General features: G+C 48.1%; 9 protein-coding genes. 4 read left to right on the top strand and 5 right to left on the bottom strand.

Annotated elements, in window-relative coordinates; genetic code table 11:
- Nucleotides 1–9: 9 nt before the first annotated feature.
- From ACIQYF_RS07830 to ACIQYF_RS07810, 5 genes are all read right to left on the bottom strand, one after another.
- Nucleotides 10–2,523 carry a fimbria/pilus outer membrane usher protein gene (locus tag ACIQYF_RS07830; protein WP_402859077.1) on the bottom strand — a complete coding sequence of 838 codons (2,514 nt, stop codon included), beginning with the start codon at nt 2,521–2,523 and terminating at the stop codon, nt 10–12.
- 40 nt (nt 2,524–2,563) lie between these two features.
- Nucleotides 2,564–3,307, bottom strand: coding sequence for a molecular chaperone (locus tag ACIQYF_RS07825; protein WP_402859074.1), 744 nt, complete (start codon nt 3,305–3,307; stop codon nt 2,564–2,566).
- Between the two features lie 97 nt (nt 3,308–3,404).
- Nucleotides 3,405–3,953, bottom strand: a complete 549-nt coding sequence (locus ACIQYF_RS07820; RefSeq protein WP_402859071.1) for a fimbrial protein — start codon at nt 3,951–3,953, stop codon at nt 3,405–3,407.
- A 235-nt stretch (nt 3,954–4,188) separates the two neighbouring features.
- Nucleotides 4,189–8,778 (bottom strand): RHS repeat-associated core domain-containing protein, encoded by a 4,590-nt coding sequence (locus tag ACIQYF_RS07815; protein ID WP_402859068.1) that lies wholly within the window; start codon nt 8,776–8,778, stop codon nt 4,189–4,191.
- 14 nt (nt 8,779–8,792) lie between these two features.
- On the bottom strand, nt 8,793–9,188 hold the full coding sequence (locus tag ACIQYF_RS07810; protein ID WP_402859065.1) for a hypothetical protein: 396 nt from the start codon (nt 9,186–9,188) through the stop codon (nt 8,793–8,795).
- Nucleotides 9,189–9,423: 235 nt separating this feature from the next.
- On the opposite strand from ACIQYF_RS07810, the gene ACIQYF_RS07805 reads away from it, so the two are divergent.
- From ACIQYF_RS07805 to ACIQYF_RS07790, 4 genes are all read left to right on the top strand, one after another.
- Nucleotides 9,424–11,211, top strand: coding sequence for a hypothetical protein (locus ACIQYF_RS07805; protein WP_402859062.1), 1,788 nt, complete (start codon nt 9,424–9,426; stop codon nt 11,209–11,211).
- Between the two features lie 52 nt (nt 11,212–11,263).
- The gene (locus ACIQYF_RS07800) at nt 11,264–13,669 is read left to right on the top strand and encodes a hypothetical protein (protein ID WP_402859059.1); all 2,406 of its coding nucleotides are present in this window, start codon (nt 11,264–11,266) and stop codon (nt 13,667–13,669) included.
- 116 nt (nt 13,670–13,785) lie between these two features.
- Nucleotides 13,786–16,668, top strand: a complete 2,883-nt coding sequence (locus ACIQYF_RS07795; protein WP_402859056.1) for a hypothetical protein — start codon at nt 13,786–13,788, stop codon at nt 16,666–16,668.
- Nucleotides 16,665–17,795, top strand: coding sequence for a hypothetical protein (locus tag ACIQYF_RS07790; RefSeq protein WP_402859053.1), 1,131 nt, complete (start codon nt 16,665–16,667; stop codon nt 17,793–17,795). Before ACIQYF_RS07795 ends, ACIQYF_RS07790 begins: the two co-directional genes overlap by 4 nt.
- Nucleotides 17,796–17,889 lie beyond the last annotated feature (94 nt).

Here is a 17,889-nt window from a genome sequence, read left to right as displayed (position 1 = left end):
CATTTGATGTCATTGGCACTGCAAGGTTTGCAGGTAATAGCCATCTGTCTGTTTCATTGTTGAAGGGTCAATGTTTAACAGGCAGCGCTGATGTGTTTCATCGCCCCAACTGACTTCCAGGTTTTTTGTGTCGGCGTCGCTGCTGAGCATAACCTGGCCAGCCTGGCCGACCATGCCAAGTTCGTTTCCGGCTGAATCACTTACACGTGCGCCAAAGGGCAGGGGCGTGCCATTGGCGGAATGGCTGGTAATGATCATGCGCTTGACCTTACGGGCGGCAAATGTCGCTTTTACCACTGCTCCTCTGCGGGGGATTAACTGGGTTGCCCCGTTTTCAATTTCAACTTCAGGCCCCAGATTATCTGTTTGCAGTTGTAGATCGTTCACGCGATAAGGCTGCAAATAGGGGACGATGGCAAAACCTCGCGAGTTGGTGCGCACACCGGTTGCGTTGACCACGCCGGCACCAGAAATACCCGGAACTTCTACCAGTCCGATGGTTTCACCCAGGTAAGGGCCAAGTTCCATACCGTCTGCATGCAAAAGCACGGCGCCGTTAGCGTTCATGCTCACATTACGGTAATCACGGCCCATGGTTAGCCCTGCACCCACGCTGGCGAATGGCGCCTGATAGCCCAGTGTCAACGTAGAAGCAGTTTGTTGAACGTTATCGTGGCTTACAGAAGCCCGATAACTTAACCGATTCTCATCAGTGCTACCGCCTACACTGGCTCGCTGGCTTAAACGTTCGCCGAATTTCTGAACGTCAAAGGTCGCCGAGGTGGAGTGTCCGAAGTCCAGGGGCATGGAAATACTTAAACCCACGATGCGGTTTGTGTCCATGTTGTTGCGCTGGTCGCTTAGCGCTTGAGAGGCGAACACGTTATAACTGACCCCTTTGTACTGGGTATTGAATTGAAGTTGAAACTGACGCTGTGTGTAGTTGCTGTACCAATAGTCCTGATGCGAAACAGTCAAGCTCATGGAGCTTTGTTTTCCCAGACTTTGTGAGACGGACGCTTCCAGTCGACTACGCCGGCTGCCATAGAAAGTAGTGTCCTGGTTGCGTTGGCGCAGGGCTTCTTCAAAGTCTCGATAGCCTTGGGTCGAATAGCGATAACCGGCAAACCGCAAGTTGGTCCGTGACGCAAACGATTTGCCATATTTGATGGCGTAACTCATGCCTTGCACACTGTGTATGTCGCCAGAGTCGATATCGGCATTGGAGTGAGTCACATCGAACGAAAAAGCGCCACCGGCCCCAAAATCTCTGGCCACGCCTAATGTGCCTGCCTGGTAGTGCTCACTGCCCAGTAAGCCGCCGTATAACGTTGAGTTCCATAGAGTGCCAAGCGCTAAGGTACCCTGCCATAACAGTGGATCCTCCAGATCGTAAGCGGCGTTGTATCGCGCCACAGTGGCGCTGTATCGCCATACTCCCTGCCGTAATAAATTGCCGATGCTGGCATAAGGTTGGGTATATCGATAGACCTGCCCGTCTTCTTCGGTCAGGACGATTTCGAGTTCTCCGCTACCTCCGGCTGTACTCAGGTCTTCAATCGCATAGGGGCCAGGGCTGACGTAAGTCGAATAAATGGGATAACCGTTTTGAAGCACCTCCAATTTGGCTCGGGTCTGGGCCACACCTCGAATGATCGGTGCGTACCCCTGCAATACGTCAGGTAACATCCCCATGTCCGAGTTGATGGTCAATCCTTTGATGGGCATGCTGCGAAATACATCGCCCGCCGTGAAGGTTTCCCCCAGGGTCAAACTGGCGTGTGTATTGGGTAGATCTCGCTGCAGGTAGGTAAAGGCTCTTGCCCACTCTCGTTGCCCCTCTTCGTTTGTGCGCAACGACTGGTTGCTGCGAAAACGCCACGATCCCACGTTCAAACCGCTGGTCACATTGATGTCCTGATTGGTACGTGTACCCATATAACGCCCAGTGCCTTGTTGGGCCGAAAGTTGATAGTTGATGAACGCTGCATTAATACCCGTTTGCCACAGATCGGAAGAGACGTAACCGATAACGTCTCGGCGCATGGCTATTTGAGGGATCGAAATGTCCAGGCGCATTGAGCTGGGTTCCATTTCACTGGTGGCGCCAGGGACCAGACTCGGCAAATCAATGCACTGTTCATTAGCGTTCTCTGCCGTGAAAGTCTGCATCCTGACGCCCATCTCTTGTAAGTCATTTGCGCTTAGGCATGGCGTCAGTTGTTGGCTGTCGCCGCCTAACGCGAAGGTCACTTCTCGTTGGGCAAAATAGTGCTGATTGATATATATCGAGACCGAATAGCGATCGGGTGGGAGCGTGTTGTTTCGTGCGAGTGACTTGAGGATCATGGCACTGGCGTCATTACCGTACGTGTTGTCCTGGCGCATAAACCCTGATTGAAATTCGAGGGATTGTGCTCTTACGGGCCGAAGTTCAAACATCGTGATGATCGCGATGGTGGCAGTCAACAGTGGAACGGCGCGCACGCCCTGAGGGAGCGCTCGTTCAAGAGTGCAAGTCATGAGCATGTTCCTTAGGATGGAGCACCAAGGGGCATGCCCTTTAACGTGCAGCCTGAATGGGAAGGGTCAAGGGCTGGGTGTAAGCGCCGTAGTCGTTGATGGCAGCGAACACCACTTGCATGCCTTCTTGGTATTTCAATCCTTCAAGTTCAAATGCCCGCTCGCTCAGAGGCGCTGCCATTTCTGGGTTTTTCACGAGGTGGTTTTTCCCGTTGGCAAGCACCTCAAGGCGAACGAATGAAACGTGAAAGGGCGTGGGGTTACGCACTATTAGTTGTGTAGTTCCGTCCACTTCTCGCATAAACCATTGCAAATCCTTGAGCTTGGCTACTGAGCTGCCTTCTAGCGTGTGTGGCCGATAAAACAGCTTAATACGAGTGCGTATTGCGATATTCAGCGCATTGCCAGACGTATGTTCTACCTGAGGTATTTCCTGGACATTGAAATAAAACAGCGATTCACGATCCGATGGCAGCGTGTTAGGCAGGGCGTTGATCTGAACCTGTTGATCTTTGCCAGGGTCAAGCCGAAACAGGGGGGGGGATGCAATCAAGGGCACCGCTGTGGTGGTGTCGTCAGCCTCGGTATTGACCCAGGCTTGTGCTGCGTAGGTTTTTTCACTGGGGTTGCGCACGATGATAGAAACGCTGCGTTTATCGCTTTCCACTACCACTCGTGTGCCGCTGACACTCAAGGCTGCTTGGCTTGTGAACGATTGGAATGAAAGTACAAACGCCGCCACGCTATAACTGAGCCTGCGCCGGGTTAGGGTCGAAACAAACATGAGGGAGTACCTTGGACCAGGGCACTGAGGCGCCCTGGTCTATTGCTTTTTAGTCAGTTCTGCCCCCTTGAAAGGGAGACTGTGCGCTTAAAAGTTGTTAGTTGATATTCACCACGAAGGCGATGTCGGCTGAAGCGGGGCCGGCTTTAACGACGGCAGCTGTTGAGCGATAGAACGCAGTAAATTGCATGTCCGTCGGGTCGGTTGAGCTCAGATTGTATTCAGCAGACGCTTCGCCATTTTTAACGGGAGTGTTCGTCTTGTCCTTGATGACGATCGCCACACCTTCTGCAGCGTCTTCGTCTGCGTTGCGTATTGCGTAATGATCGCCATCGGCCACGCCACTGAAGGTGACGGTGGCTGTATTGGTGTCGGGGTCAAGCGAGCAGCCGGCGCCAGGTTTTAGGCGGAGGCTGAAGGCTTTTCCACCACGGTCCTGGTCCACGGCCGTAAAACGGCTGGCGTCTACTTCGATCATTCTCACGAGGTTCCCGATAGAGCCATCACCGGGATTAACCACTTCAATTGGGCAAGTACTGCTGGTGATCTTGCCTTCAAAACTGATAGTACCGGTGGTTGCAAACGCGGATGTGCCAAACAGACTTAGGGCAAGGCCCATAGAAAGGTGAAGGGGTAAAGCACGCATATTTAAGAGCCTATTAAAGAAGATGTCCCTGATCTCGATACGCCGTGACGGTTTAGGGACTTAATGGAATAGCGCTATAAGCGCGTGTCTCGGCGGTGGGCAATGCTAGGGAGTCGGATGTTGCGCAGATATGAGAGAACTCTCAATTTCAGGAGTAGAAAAAGCGGGTAACAATCAGATGGCGGGGATTAAAACCCAATGCATTCATTGCGAATGCATTGGGCAGCGCTGAGTTTTACCAAGCAAAATTAGTCTTTTGGGTAGCGCCCGCTGTATTGCGAATCGTTTCGGGTATGTTTACTTCCGGCCATTTTGGTACTTCGGATACGGAAGGTGAAGGTGAAGGTGATCGACTCATCGGAGCGGAGGGAATGCTTGTTTGATGAGAAGTACTTACTGGGGGCGTGATATCAGGTAGAACTTGCTGGGTGGGATTAGAGGCAGCAGCGGAACCTGATGGCATAATAAGTTTGGGTCTGTTTATGGTAAACCTTCCGAATACAGGATTGCCCCCTCCCATGCCCATGCCCAGGGCGTCGTTCCTGTATCCATGTACAACCGAGCGCTCAACAGCACTAAACGAGCTTTCCGTGCTTGTTGTGCTTGACATGCTTGCCCAACTAGACGTGCTAGACATGCTAGACATGCTTGCTCTGCTAGACATGCTTGCCCTGCCTATAGCTAACGGGCTTACAGCTTCCTTAACCGCAGACTTACCCGCCGAGTGGGGCACTGGGGAGAAACCAATAATAGTATCCAGCATGCCCAAACCTTCGCTAAGTGCACCCCTGGTATGGGCGCCCCACACCCCGAACCCGGTAGCAACAACATCCACTGCTATCCCCACGTAAATGGCGGTTGCAGTACCGCCAGTAAGGACAGTAATTAATACGCCAATCCCAATCATGGCCGCAAGGACCAGCCCATCTGTCAAGTTGAAACCCTGAAGAGGCCTCGCCTTTATAAAAGCAGGGTTTGATTGATTGGAATCATAGTAGGAAAAATGCCCTGTAGGATCACGGAACTTAATAGGGTTTCCCAAGCAATAAACATAAGGGTTAATGCCACCAGCACTAAATGGACTTAACGAGTCCGGGCTATGAAAGCGCATCAGTGAAGGGTTATAGGCGCGGTAGCCTTTTCCCAGCAGGTACCACCCCGTATCCTGCTCACGCACCTCGCCGTTGAAAGCCAGCAAGCCGCTTAATGACCAGTCGCCACTATCGCCGTAAGCGTTGTAGACCGCAGATTTCACAACCTGGTCTTGGCTTTGTGCAATCACGGTTTTGTTGGCATCGCACATATACAGCAAGACCTGCTCCGGATCGTCTGACTGCTGGCCGAGGGCCTGATCGGCATCGCGGAAAAATTGGGTGTGTATTTCATCTTGCAAAGTCCCTACCAGCTCATAGGCTTCATACATTCGCAAGCGTTCGCTTTGCCCCTTGTGTGTTGAGGCGATCAGGTGGTTGTGCCCATCGTATCGATAACTGGAAATAAGGGTGCTGTCGTTATTAGCGTTCAGCAAGCGTCCTTGGCTGTCGTAGCACAAGCGATTACCGTATTCGTCATTCTGTTGGTGGCCGTCCTCATCATAGGTAAACACACACAACCCTCTGCCAGCAGCTACGTAGAGCGGATGGTCATGGCTGACGCTCAGAAGCTGACAGGGGTCATGGGTTTGATAGCTGAAGATCGCGTGGTCTGTTGTGTCGTCGTCGAAAGTAGTGAGTCGTTCAGTGATGTTGTCAAGCCCATCAAACAAGAAGACCTGCGAACGAATACCTTGACCATAATCGTCCTTGGGCAATGTTTCGCCTTCGCACAGGTGCTCAATTAAACGCCCACGAACATCATAATTAAAGCGTTCAGCGAGCAGGCTGCGGCCGCCATGTTCCAGATGACGTGTTTCGAGTAGTCCACCGATGCCCCAGGTTTGCGTGATAACCCGTGGTGGCTGATTATTGAGCGTTAACGTGCGTTTGGTTTCTAGATCATGTTGATCGTATTCGAGGGTCGTGACCAGTACATTATCAGCCTGTGTATCCTCAGTGGTGGTGTAACTCAAGCGCCCAAGTGCGTCGTAAACATATTCAGCCTTGAGCACCCCCTGCGACATTCGAAGCAGGCGTCCATCGGCGTAGTAGTCGTAAGTGGTGAGGGTGCTGACATTATCGATGACCGTTGTTCGGCTAAGTTGTCGACCCTGCAACGTGCTGGTGTAATAAGTCGCTAGTTTCGTACCGTTAGCATCTGTCCAGGTATCTTCGAGCAGTTGTTGTGCTCGATTATAGACGTAGTTGCGAACGCCTTCGGTTGTCGTCACCCGGGTTAAAAGAGCACTGCTCAGGTCGTACTCAAAAGAGGCCGTCTGCTCGTGGGCGATCGTTTTCATGGGCGACCTTGTTAAATTAAAGTCGTAGTCATAGCTAATGGGTTGTTTTTTAAGTGTTTCACGTTTAGACACTTGTGTTTGGCCCTCGTTATAACAGAGGGTCTGCACGCGAGTACCTACCGTAGAGGACGTTGTGCGTCCAAGGCCATCAAAGGTTTGTTCTCCACGGGTCGTCCTTATATTAGCGTCATGTATGACTTCAATCCGGGTTGGTAATGCCTCACTGGTGTGGGGCATGTAGGTCTGAAGCACACGAGTTCGATCCGGCAGTGTATTGCTGATTAATCTTGACCAAACGTCATAAGCATAGTGGCTGGCCTTGCCATATTCATCCACTTCTTTAATGCAATTGCCGGCGCCATCATAAAAAAATTCATGATAGCTGAGGACTGTATTGTCTGCGTCGCGCTTTTCAACTTTAAGGGGTTTGCCTGTCAATGAAAGGCGAGTTACATTTAACCCATATTGTACCGCCGAGAATTCTGGCGATTGGCGCCAGCGAGTCAAGGTGGGTTCAAATTGGTCTTCTGAGTTTTTCAAACCGATGGGGTCGTGGACTTCATAGTAGAGTATATTGTCTGGGTTTTTTGTGGCTTCAAGTTGATTCCAATGGTCGTAATAAAAATGGCTGGTGAGGGCTAATGAGTCCGTGTTGTCTAGCCAATCGAAGTGGGTCTCTTGTGCCAAATTACCATGATTGTTATATCGCGCTTCATACGTTATCCGATAATCCGGGTGCGTTGTATTTTCAGTGTCCATGAGTTCAAGCGAGATCATGCGGTCAAGGCCATCAAACTTCCTGCGCGACTTTAGCCCCATGGCGTCCGTGGTAATGATCTCTGTTATCAATCCCTGCGCCACGGCCAGATGGTATTCATAGGTTCGAGTTGCACAAGCGTTTGTATCAGGGGAGGTGGTCTCAGATATAAGCCGGCCCAACGTGTCGTAGGCGTAAAGGATCACCACGCCGTTGGGGTCTTTTTTAAGCAGGGGTTGGCCGGTAAAAAGAGATGAGTGCTCTTCGGTCATGCGTGAGTGGGCATCCAAACTACTCCCGAAAGTTTGGCGTGTGACTAATAAGGACGGCACATCATTAGCGGTCAGCAGTTCATAGTCAAAATCTATGAAGCTCGAAGATTCCTCCAATGTAAGCGTTTGGCGTTTGAGACGACCATGCGTGACGAGGTTATCTAGGGTGTTGTAATAAATGCGCTCAATGGATTGTAAAGGGACAAGCACTTCTTTTAATTGGCCGCTGGCTGATTTTTCAACAGTGACCTGTATGAGTTGTTCTGTGGTCAGTATATTGAAACCTGGAAACCCTGCCTGAATAGACGGCAAGGAACTATAGCGGAACCGGCATTGTAAGGTAGGTGCATCCCCAAACGATGAAGGGGCGGGGATCGTTGTTTTCGTTTTAAGTGAGCGTACAAAAAGCTCCGGGTCAGGCGGACAGTAAAAATCATCTGCGGGAGTCCCCTCCCCTGTGGGAGAGTAATACGTGCTGATGAAAGTCGTGCCGTCTGCAAAAACCTTGGAAATTTCGTTACCGTGAGTATCGAACTGAGTCGTGATGGTTTCGGTGCGAATTTTATTAGGGTTAGATGTTAAATACCAAGACTTCTTAACAATATGAGGGAGTTGGAAAAAGGCCGGTTGCTCCGAAAACAAAGCATGCTCATTATTCGACAAGTGGTAAGTGGTATCAACGGCTTGTATATGTCCATTTTGTTGTGTCTCTTCACGGGTGAGCAAGTGAAAGCGGTTATAGGTTCGCACGACCGAATTCACGGTAGCGTCACCCTCCATAAGCGATTGAATAGAGCCGTATTTATAGTCAACGACAACTTGATAAATATTGTCATACCCGGTGCCGGAGTTCCCCCAAACTAATCCCGGTGCCTGATACCCCAAAAAATTATGCTCGTTGTTTTGCAAAGGTAAGACGTAGGTGAATTTATAATTAATATCGTCTTGTCCTGCGCCCGGCTTAATCGTGTGATGAGTGACTCTGGGGATACGGAACTCATCCCCCGCCGGATGTGCATGGCCTGCATCCTCATACTTAATAAGTTCATGAGTACCGTTAGGCGTTAGAACTTCTGTGATACAGCGTAAACTACGATGGTTGGCGAAGGTGAAATGCCAGTAGGCATGGTCCTCTGTTGGCAGTGTGACCCTTGTTTCAAAGCTGCCTGGAATAGAGCGCCACTCAAAAGTAGATAGTGCACTACCATCGTGACTAAAACCTGAATATAGCGAGATCGTTAGCTCAGAACTGCCCAAACCGACAATCGATAAAAGTTCTGCACCTTGTGCATCCGTTACACGGTTGAGTGAGTAAATGATCAGGGACGCGTCAGCAATGGGTTCGTAATAAAATGTTAATTTATGGCCCTGCGTAGAATACAAATGTTCAGGTAAATACAACGAGCCATAGAGGCTTAGTCGTTCAGAAAGTCCGCTTTTATGCTCAATGCGATAAGCCCCCCCCCCCCCCCTTCAGAGTAGAAATTAAAAGTTCGCAGTTTTTGCTCTTTAAATTCTGCTTTGGCGTTATCCCAATTGCTGACTCTCAATGATTCTCCCGTGCTTAATGTCAATATCTCCGTTGCGGGGTTGTACTGTGACAGTTGCCAGGACCACCCAACACCGAAACCGTGGTTGAGGGTATTTAAGGGGTTAAAGTTTAACGTGAGAGGAATGGCCGGGCCGCATAAATTATTAGCGTTAATATCCGGAAATTTTACCGATGCCGTGTATTGTCCGGTGCGTGGATCCACCTGATGATTCATAAAGCTGAGAAAGTTAAAGGCATTTGAGTGTAGGTTGCTCGCCATGATAGTTACCTCTTGATTCGAATAAGTTGTTTTTTCTGTGGGGGGGTACAGGCAATACCCTGATCACGGTAGAGACGTTGTTATTTGCATATTCTAAGTGCGAGGTTACCAACAATCGCAGGTGTCAGTACCTAGTAGTTCTGCTAGTACCCACCTAAATTTTTAGGGTGTAAAAAGAGGTATCCAGGCTGTGCCAAGAGCCTCGTTCAATTATTTACTTTCAGGAAATCAGCCCATGCATGACCCACGTCCCATGCCGATCGTCGAAAATTTAAGCCCTGATGCTGTCCTTGATCTCGAGGTGTTGGGTGACTTGGAGCTTACGACATACGTACCAATAGGTGGTATCGACCCCGATAAGGATGAGGTTTCCATATACCCGAATTGGCGGGGTTGCGGGGCCTCAGGCGCGGTGTTCGATGACTGCAATTCGATGGTGCCGCTCGACAAGGATGAGCTTAAAGATCAAGGTATGCCGGTGACATTTGATAATTCACTGCTCAAAAGCCTTGATCAGGGTTGGGTGTTTTATTCCTATACACTTGAGATCAATGGGGCGCTTACTAAAGAGTCAGACCGTCGCTTTTTTTATGTCGGCAAGCGCCCTCAGCCGATTGCACTATTGCCAGTCGCGCAAGTGCGCGGGGCTCACAACTTACACATCGATGCTGCATCCATCGCTGATACCTATTTCACGGCGGTGGTATTACCCTACGAAAATATGACGGTAGGCGATGTGGTCACGTTTGTGTGGCAAGGCTATTCCTCCACCGGTACCGCTAGGCCCGTTAAATCAATGCCCCTCGAATTAGAAAAAGAGCAGGTGGGGCAGGCGCTTGAGTTCGACATTCTGAAAGCGGAATTAAGCTTCATTAAAGACGGTAAAGCCGAAACCAGTTATTTCATCACGTATGCTGATAATACAAAGCCGGTGACGTCGTCTCTGGTACAGACGTACAACATTAAAGCAACCACGGAACCGTTATTGCCGGCTATTGAAATTCCCGGTGTGGTTGGATATTTAGACCCCAGCCAGTATACAGAGGGCGTTAAACTCTCGATTCCTAATTACAGTTCGATACAAGCAGGTGATCACATTGTTATCTATGGTAGGGCTCCACGGGAGGGCAGTGCAAATATTGTAATACCCGTAGATGCCAGTATTGTGGGTCGAGGTAGTTTTTACGCGGTGTTGGAACACCAGTGGTTGGTTAATAACATCGGTTATGACGTGGTTTTGTCTTACCAGTTTTCTCGTTGGGGGGCCGCAAGCTCAAGTCAGCCATTGCAGGTCACTATCAGCAAAGAGCGTAAGTTAACAGAGCGTCCTCATGTTCCACGCGCCACCGCGGGGGAAGTTGGTGAAGGCGAGATGGCCGCAAACATTGCTGTTAATGGTATTGAGATCAAAGTGCCGGATGATGTTGAGTTGTTTCCGACTGATAGTATGCATGTGCGCCTCAATGAGCCAGGTGAACCGGGTTATTTCTTAGGGGAAAATAATCCCGGCGATCAGAGAACTTTTGTGGTGCCCATGCCAGCAGTAGCGCCGAACATCGGGAAACAGATAAAAGTTTATTATCATGTTACACCCGCAGGCACGAGCCTTCCTCTTGTGTCGCCTCATTACACGTTAACGGTGCTAGACCTCAACTCGGATGAGGTGGCGGCTCCCATTTGTACACGACCTGCGACGTCAGGAAATTTAAGCAAACAAGCTGTAATAACCGCAGGGGGCGCTCAGTTTACGCAACGACAATTTATGTATTTTCAAGAAGGGATGTGGGTGAAACTCTATGCAAGGGTGAAAGGTATTAAAACCTATTTTCGTGGAAGTGCCGACCAGGGTCAACAGGTTAGCAACGCAGAATTTACAGCCGGGTATCTTATTATAGATATAGATAAAGAATATATTCAAAATATTACTATCAATGGCAGGCTGGAGGTGGGCGCAGAGATAAGTTTTGATGGTGGGTTGGTATATAAATTGTTTAACGTTGTTTCGTTAACCATTGTTGCTTGAATAGAAATACCCAAAATGTAAGACCCTATTATTATTATGAATGAGGCACTCAATGAGCACTAAATCGAATTCAATGGAATCCATACTTAAAAGCATGGAAGGCCGTTCTGTGACAAATAAGTGGGATGCTATTTTGTTTTATAATCGTAGCATGTCAAACCATGTGCTGGAGCAAGAATACATAAAGTTATTTACAGAGGATAGGTGGTACGACCCGTTATCAACAGTGTTACAGACACCGGGGACAACCGAGAGCATAAGTCTCATAAAAGTCATTTTTTCGCAGCCGATGGTCTCTTTTGTGTCCCGTAATGAAGAGGATCCAGAAGACAAGCCGGTGCTGCAGCTGACATGGTTTATCAAGGGGGGGGACTACATTCTTTATGAGGGTAGAGATATTCGCGCTCAAGGTAGTTTTAACCCAATTACAGGGCCTACCTTAACCTGTCAATTGAGGGTTTCAGAAGGAAGTGTTAGCCAGGGCAAAGTTGTCTTGGATTTAAACTCCGCTTGGGATTGGAAATTTGGTTTTACACATAGTTCTTATTTGGATAGTGATTTTGGCTACCTCGTCAAGTTTCAGCTTTTAAATGCGATGTACCCAGATCAACAAGAAATTGTTTTAAGCGAAGTGGTCTCGTCAGGTGGCGTGGACTGGAACCCTACACAGTTTAAGGTTGAAGTAAAAATTCCCCAGACGGCACGCAAACTGGATCGCGACAGTTACGATGATGGTGCTATTAAGGTGTACGTAGGGCTCGATGGAAATGCGGAAGGTGGAACGCCGGCAGATGACACAAACATTTATATGATTCCTGATGACAAAGACTATACAGGCGCCATTGTCATCAGTAATAAAGCGATTATGGAGAAAGTCTTGGCCCCCGGATTTAAAGTAATGGGGGATGATGCCAATGGGGTGCCGACAATAACAGAAATCGATGAGGATACTGATCTTTATAAGCTGGACGGCACTGAAGGCAGCCTTTTAATCAACGGCGAGAACTTTGAAGAGGTCTCTGGTTTAACCGCTGCCTCAACGTCAATGCTCATCGGGAAGGTGGAAGATTCTGATATTAAAAAAGCAGAATTCACCATGGCAATGAAAGATGATCAAGTCAAAGTAGTATGGCAGGGCTACCAACCGCTCACATTGCAATATAATGCACGTGGTTACACCGGTGAACTGAATTGGCAAAAAACTATTGCAGGTGAATTTTATACTGTTTCAGATACAGAGGTTGCTTTAAAGCTGGAAGATATGAGTGGTGCCAAATCGCTTATGATTCCCGGTCCGGGCATGCCTGATGCGGTGCTTAAAAAATGGGAATATGTCACTAACGTCTATAATGAGCGTGTTGTAGCGCCGTCAATCAAACAGGGTCTTGAGCGGTTAAGCAGCGGTGTACCCAGCTTTAACACTTTCGCTTTGCAAAGTATTCTATTCAAAAATGGAAATGTACTGTCTCTTGAGACTGTTCGCGCCCCCGGTGACATGGTTGTATTTGGAAAATTTCGTCCAGCATTGACTTCCATTGAAATTGTCAATGCGATGCCTCATCTCGTGGTAGGTGAACAGTATGACTTTGAAGCGCAGACATCAGGGCAACAACAGTCGCTCACTTGGTCGGTTGCACCGTTAAGCGCCAGCAAGGAACATTTAGTTGCCGACATTGGCGAAATGGATCCCACGACTGGCCGCTATAAGGCGCCCGCAACAATCCCTGGTGAATTCCTTCAAGTTAAGGTGACGGTGTTAGATAAGGATTCAGGCGCTGAAAGTGTTGCGCTGGTGTCTATTTCAAAGGATTCAATCCAAATAGTTCCCCGTAAGTTCAAAGTCACTGATGGCGGTGGAACACTTCGCTTTAAAGCCTTAAGCCATAATAAATCTGAGATTACAAGAGAGATGCCAGAGAATTCAATCAGCACCTGTGAAAAAGACCCTAATGTTAGCGATCAATGGGTCTTTACAGCCGGTACATTGCCTTTTCTAGATCCGGCTCATCCGGAAAATGGAACAGTTTCTTATGTGCTTGAAGAAATAAAATTTAGTACTGAGCTTGATACTAAATCAGCGCTGGCTTTAGTCGTCTCGAAATCTCAGGCTTTGGTTTTGAACTATAAGGTAAGTGAAGATAAAAAAACGGCTGAATTAACAGCGTCAGCCATGGGAGTGGTAAAGCCCTGTCACTGGGTTAAGTTATATGGGCCGGGAACGCTGAGCGAGGACGGTCTTTATACCTTTGATTATGAGTCTGAAGAGGAGCAAAGTATCATCGTAAATGCGAGTCTCGTTGTAGATCCCATGTTTAGCTCCACTGATGTTTTTATATTTGATCATTTGGAACCTATGACTCAGCAGATCCGTGCAGGCAATGCGCCGGCTGCCGTGGTCTGTGACATTGAGGCAATGGAACGGCATAACCGAATTAATCGTAAGCTAAACATTAATTAATACGTATTGGAGTCATCCCTATGATCATTAACTCGCGTGACTCGTTGCTGGCCTCCATGACTGGCGAAAATAAGACTCGAGGGTGGGGGGCCATTACGGCTTTTAACAGGAGTCGTTTGAACCGTTTGCTGGAACAACAGTTTATTAGTGGGTACGGTAAAGCCCGATATTTCCCAAGGGTTTCAAAAAACTTTGAACTGACCAACTCACGAAAAGTGACCTTGGAAAATATAATATTAGGGCAGCCATTGGTTTCATTTGAATCTGCTTCTTTGGCTGACTCAAAAGCTACGGTTACCTTTGGTGTGGTTGGGGGCGCCTACAGTGAAGTTATGACCGTGCCAGGTGAGCCAGATGTTTTGTTGACGCGGTCTAAAATCAAGGAAACCCATGGCTTTACTATCACGGCGACCGTTGATTTGGCGGTGACGCGGGGTGATATCGATCGTGTCGGGCGTGTGACATTAGATCTTTTTGGTGCCGTAGATTTTAGCTGCAACTTTGGTTCTTTGACGAGCATTAGAACTGAAGTCAATAAATTGTTTAGTGCTTACTTTAAAGCCTTACCTGTTCATAAAAGGATTTTCCAGCTGGGCGTCTTGGATCTTTCCGGTTACAACGCGCTAACCCCCGTAAAATTTTATTTACGCACCCAACAAGCTCCTGGAGCAGACGTTATTGGCGCCGAAAATGAAGGGGATGGTGCCGTGTTGGTGTTTATCGATTTGGCAGGCAGCACGCCCGGGAAAGATTTTCCACCGGCAGGCGGTAGTTTCCCCTATTTCATCCCTGACGATAAGCTAAACGGCCAAGACCAATATTCTGCCGCGCTGGTACTCCACCACTCAATGCTGGCCGAGGCCAATGAAGATAATATGGCGTTATTGACGACCTTATTATTTCCTGGGCAAAACCACTTTAAACCCCTTTCAACCCATGATCCCTATGACCGGATTGTATTCGGTGATTTGGCCCCGAGTATCACGCTGTACAGTGTTGAACCCACTTTCTCGACAATCCAGGCGGGAGGCAAGCAAAGCTTCCTATTCACAGATGGCGATGGCAATACAGTCAACGCGACGTGGAAAGCGCGTAGCTTGAACAGTTTTGGCACCGTAGGTGCGGGTTCTATGGTGGGCAACGTTTACACGGCAGACCCTGTATCAAGCATTGGCCATGACACGTTACGGGTTGTTGTGACTGGCACCTATGAGAAGGACGGCAATAAATACGAAGCTTCAGCACTGTTGCTGGTTGCTTGCGAGGCTGTGTCTATTTCGCCCCTGGTCTCGGAGCGACAAGTGTTTGCCCAGGCTTCTGACTTCCTGCCCGGTGCTGCCAAATCCTCGACGCCTAAACACTGGATCAATGCCGAACCGATTCAATTTACTGCATCAGCCGCGGACACAGATGAGGTTGAGTGGACACTGCTGGGCGATGCTTATGGCGACATTGAGCCCACCGGTAAAGCGGCTGTATACACATTGCCAGATCCTTTAGAGATCGCAGGCAAGCCTCTGTTTGTTCAGCACGTTAGAGCCTATAACAAGACCACCCAGCAAGAGATGGTGACTTCGGTTCTTTTATCATCGTGGGTGCATACCGCGCATATTGAGCCCGCGTTTGTTGGAAACCTTGAACCCAATGCCGAGGTGCAACTCACTACAGATTGGAAACTACCGGGTACTGTGACTTGGTCAGTTATCAACGGTGACGGCACTGTTGATCAAGACGGTAAGTTTGTGGCTTCGAACTCTTCGGAGCCGCAAACAAATATTGTGCTCTACAATTATCTTTCAGACAGTGGAGAGGTGGGTGTTACGGGCTACAGCGTCATAGAAACCTCAGGGTATACACCGCAAAAATCCTGGGACACCGTTCGCATTACTCTAAAAGTTCAAGATGGACAAGATCCCACAGACAGCGAATTTGAAGGCAGGGCCTATGCAAACGGCTGGCAGCAGGTTCGTTTGCGAGCCACCCTGCAGACAGTGGGCGGAGAGTTATCCGCTGAAGAAAAAGACTCATTAGAGGTGATGGATTATGATTCCAAGCAACCGGTCGTGAATACCGATCAGTTTAATGAGTTTGGGATTCCCTACGGTTCAGACTTCGACTGGGGTTTTGCAAAACAGAGCAATAGCTTTACGATGTTCGGTGCAAGTAAAATTAATGATAATGAGCCGAATGCCCTTGATGACCAAGATCTATATGTTGTGGGTCGGCCGTTGACTGATGAAGAGGTAAAAACGCGTCTGTTCTTTGTGCGTTTCTTCGACAGCAATAATACGCCGCATAGTTCTCTAGTTGCGGATAACCCTGAGGAAGGTATAGTTTTCATTAAACCAATACCCCTTCCGACATTAAATGAAGCTTCGTATGTTTTCACCCACGAAAGAGCGCTGACAGAGGGGGATGTTGTCGTTGATCCATCTGCTGATAAAGATGAACCACCCTCTTATGATTATAATTACCGCACGATAGATTACTATACCGTTGCTTATCGGGAGGCGCAGTTTAAGTTTGTTAATTTTGAACGCACAGATACCACGCTTACTCTAAAAGATATCAATCGGTCAACGATTCAGTGGGAAAGTAACGTACTTGAAGAAACGATGTTTAGTTATACCGGCAGTGCATTCATTCCCCTGTCCGGCGCGGAACCTAAGTACTTGGAATTTGATCCGGATTTAGTCTCTATGAATCCGAAACTTACGTCTAAGCTAACTGCGCTAGCGATAGACACTGCTTATAGGCCGAGCGCAGGGGAGCTGTTGGTGAGCTTGCACCGTACGGATGATGTCGAGTACGTTCCACGTTCAAATCCGGTCAGAAAAAAACTTGATAAGGGCGTTAACTTCGAGTTTCAGGATGTTTATGGGAACTTTCATGGAATTACAATTTCCTTCCCTGACGCTTCAAATGAAAATAGTCGCAATCAGTTGATGCTCGGTACATTCCTGCGTGATCATGAGTCAGGCGAGGTGATCGAATCATGAAACCACTAATGAGTCCACTTCATTATTTGTGTTTTGCCGCCATTGTGACATTTGTTGTCCCGGTGTGGGCGAGTCAGGCACAGACTCAGCCTAAAGGGGCTGAAGACGAAAAACCTGGAGTTACTATCTATAATTCAGATTCGAACGGTGACCCCGAATATAAATGCAAAATTGAACTCTCTGGTAAAGTGATGAGTGTCGACCTGAGGCATAACGATTTCGGGTGCAATAATGATGATGCTTATTACGTCTCTCTGGAAAACATTCCTTCTGCCACTAACATATGGTTACTGTCTGAAAATGATTGTGATTTAGATAATGCTAAAGCTGACTGGATTTTTAAATTAACAACGCGCAAGAAAATCACATCGACAGATAACATGAGAATCAGCGGTTTAAAATTGTTTTTAGACGAGAAAAAAGAAAATCCCAATAAGGCCGTTATTGTTACGGCCGGTGTTGAACTCACCGGTGGGCAAATAGTGCTCAATGATATTGACGGAAGACTCTCTTGTGTGCGGATTGAATCCCCCACCCCTGATACTTCGAAACCATCGACGGTTGTTACTCAGCCTTCAACATTGGTTAAAGGAATAAATAAGACAGCTGCATCACCTGCACCACTACGCGGAGAATTACCTGTTATTAATTTTTATGGGAATCCTGCAACAGATGGTCAGTTTTTCTGCTCTATGCCTATAAAAGATTACGTTTATCATCTGGGCGTTTGGTTTGACGATAATGGAGACAGGCATGGTTCAGATGATGGAGGTACGGGTTGTCCGAATGATGATATTTATGCGATAGAACTCCAAAATGTGCCCTCGGCGACGAGGATTTGGCTGACTTCCGAGGCAGACTGTAATCTGGCACCGGTCGATTCTGATCGTCGCTGGTTATTCGAATTAAAAACAACGAAACAAAATGTAAGCACTCCAAAAGAGACCAATTTGAAATACCCCTTCTTACAACTCAATGACTTGGTCGGAATGAAGCCTGATAAGGTATTGCCTCCCCCCTTTGCCGGCGTGTTTTTTACAAAAAGAGACTATAAACAGGGGAAAGTTGGCGGAAAATTATCCTGTGTAGTGATCCGTGCACCGACCCAAGATACCTCAGCGCCATAAATTCCTTTGCTCGTTGGGACAGGTTTAATGGGTTATCACGTGCTCTTCTCTTGGGGGAGCACGTTTTTTAATATTATTTCATTTAAGGATATTC

The sequence above is a fragment of the Pseudomonas sp. NPDC096917 genome (genome assembly GCF_044762555.1).
Taxonomy (GTDB): domain Bacteria; phylum Pseudomonadota; class Gammaproteobacteria; order Pseudomonadales; family Pseudomonadaceae; genus Aquipseudomonas.
This window is presented reverse-complemented; position numbering and strand designations above follow the sequence as displayed.

Bases quoted from the DNA above. Each gene is read 5' to 3' on its own strand.
- ACIQYF_RS07790 (WP_402859053.1), top strand. From the start codon at position 16,665: ATGAAACCACTAATGAGTCCACTTCATTATTTGTGTTTTGCCGCCATT.
- ACIQYF_RS07805 (WP_402859062.1), top strand. From the start codon at position 9,424: ATGCATGACCCACGTCCCATGCCGATCGTCGAAAATTTAAGCCCTGAT.
- ACIQYF_RS07830 (WP_402859077.1), bottom strand. From the start codon at position 2,523: ATGACTTGCACTCTTGAACGAGCGCTCCCTCAGGGCGTGCGCGCCGTT.
- ACIQYF_RS07810 (WP_402859065.1), bottom strand. From the start codon at position 9,188: ATGGCGAGCAACCTACACTCAAATGCCTTTAACTTTCTCAGCTTTATG.
- ACIQYF_RS07800 (WP_402859059.1), top strand. From the start codon at position 11,264: ATGAGCACTAAATCGAATTCAATGGAATCCATACTTAAAAGCATGGAA.
- ACIQYF_RS07825 (WP_402859074.1), bottom strand. From the start codon at position 3,307: ATGTTTGTTTCGACCCTAACCCGGCGCAGGCTCAGTTATAGCGTGGCG.
- ACIQYF_RS07820 (WP_402859071.1), bottom strand. From the start codon at position 3,953: ATGCGTGCTTTACCCCTTCACCTTTCTATGGGCCTTGCCCTAAGTCTG.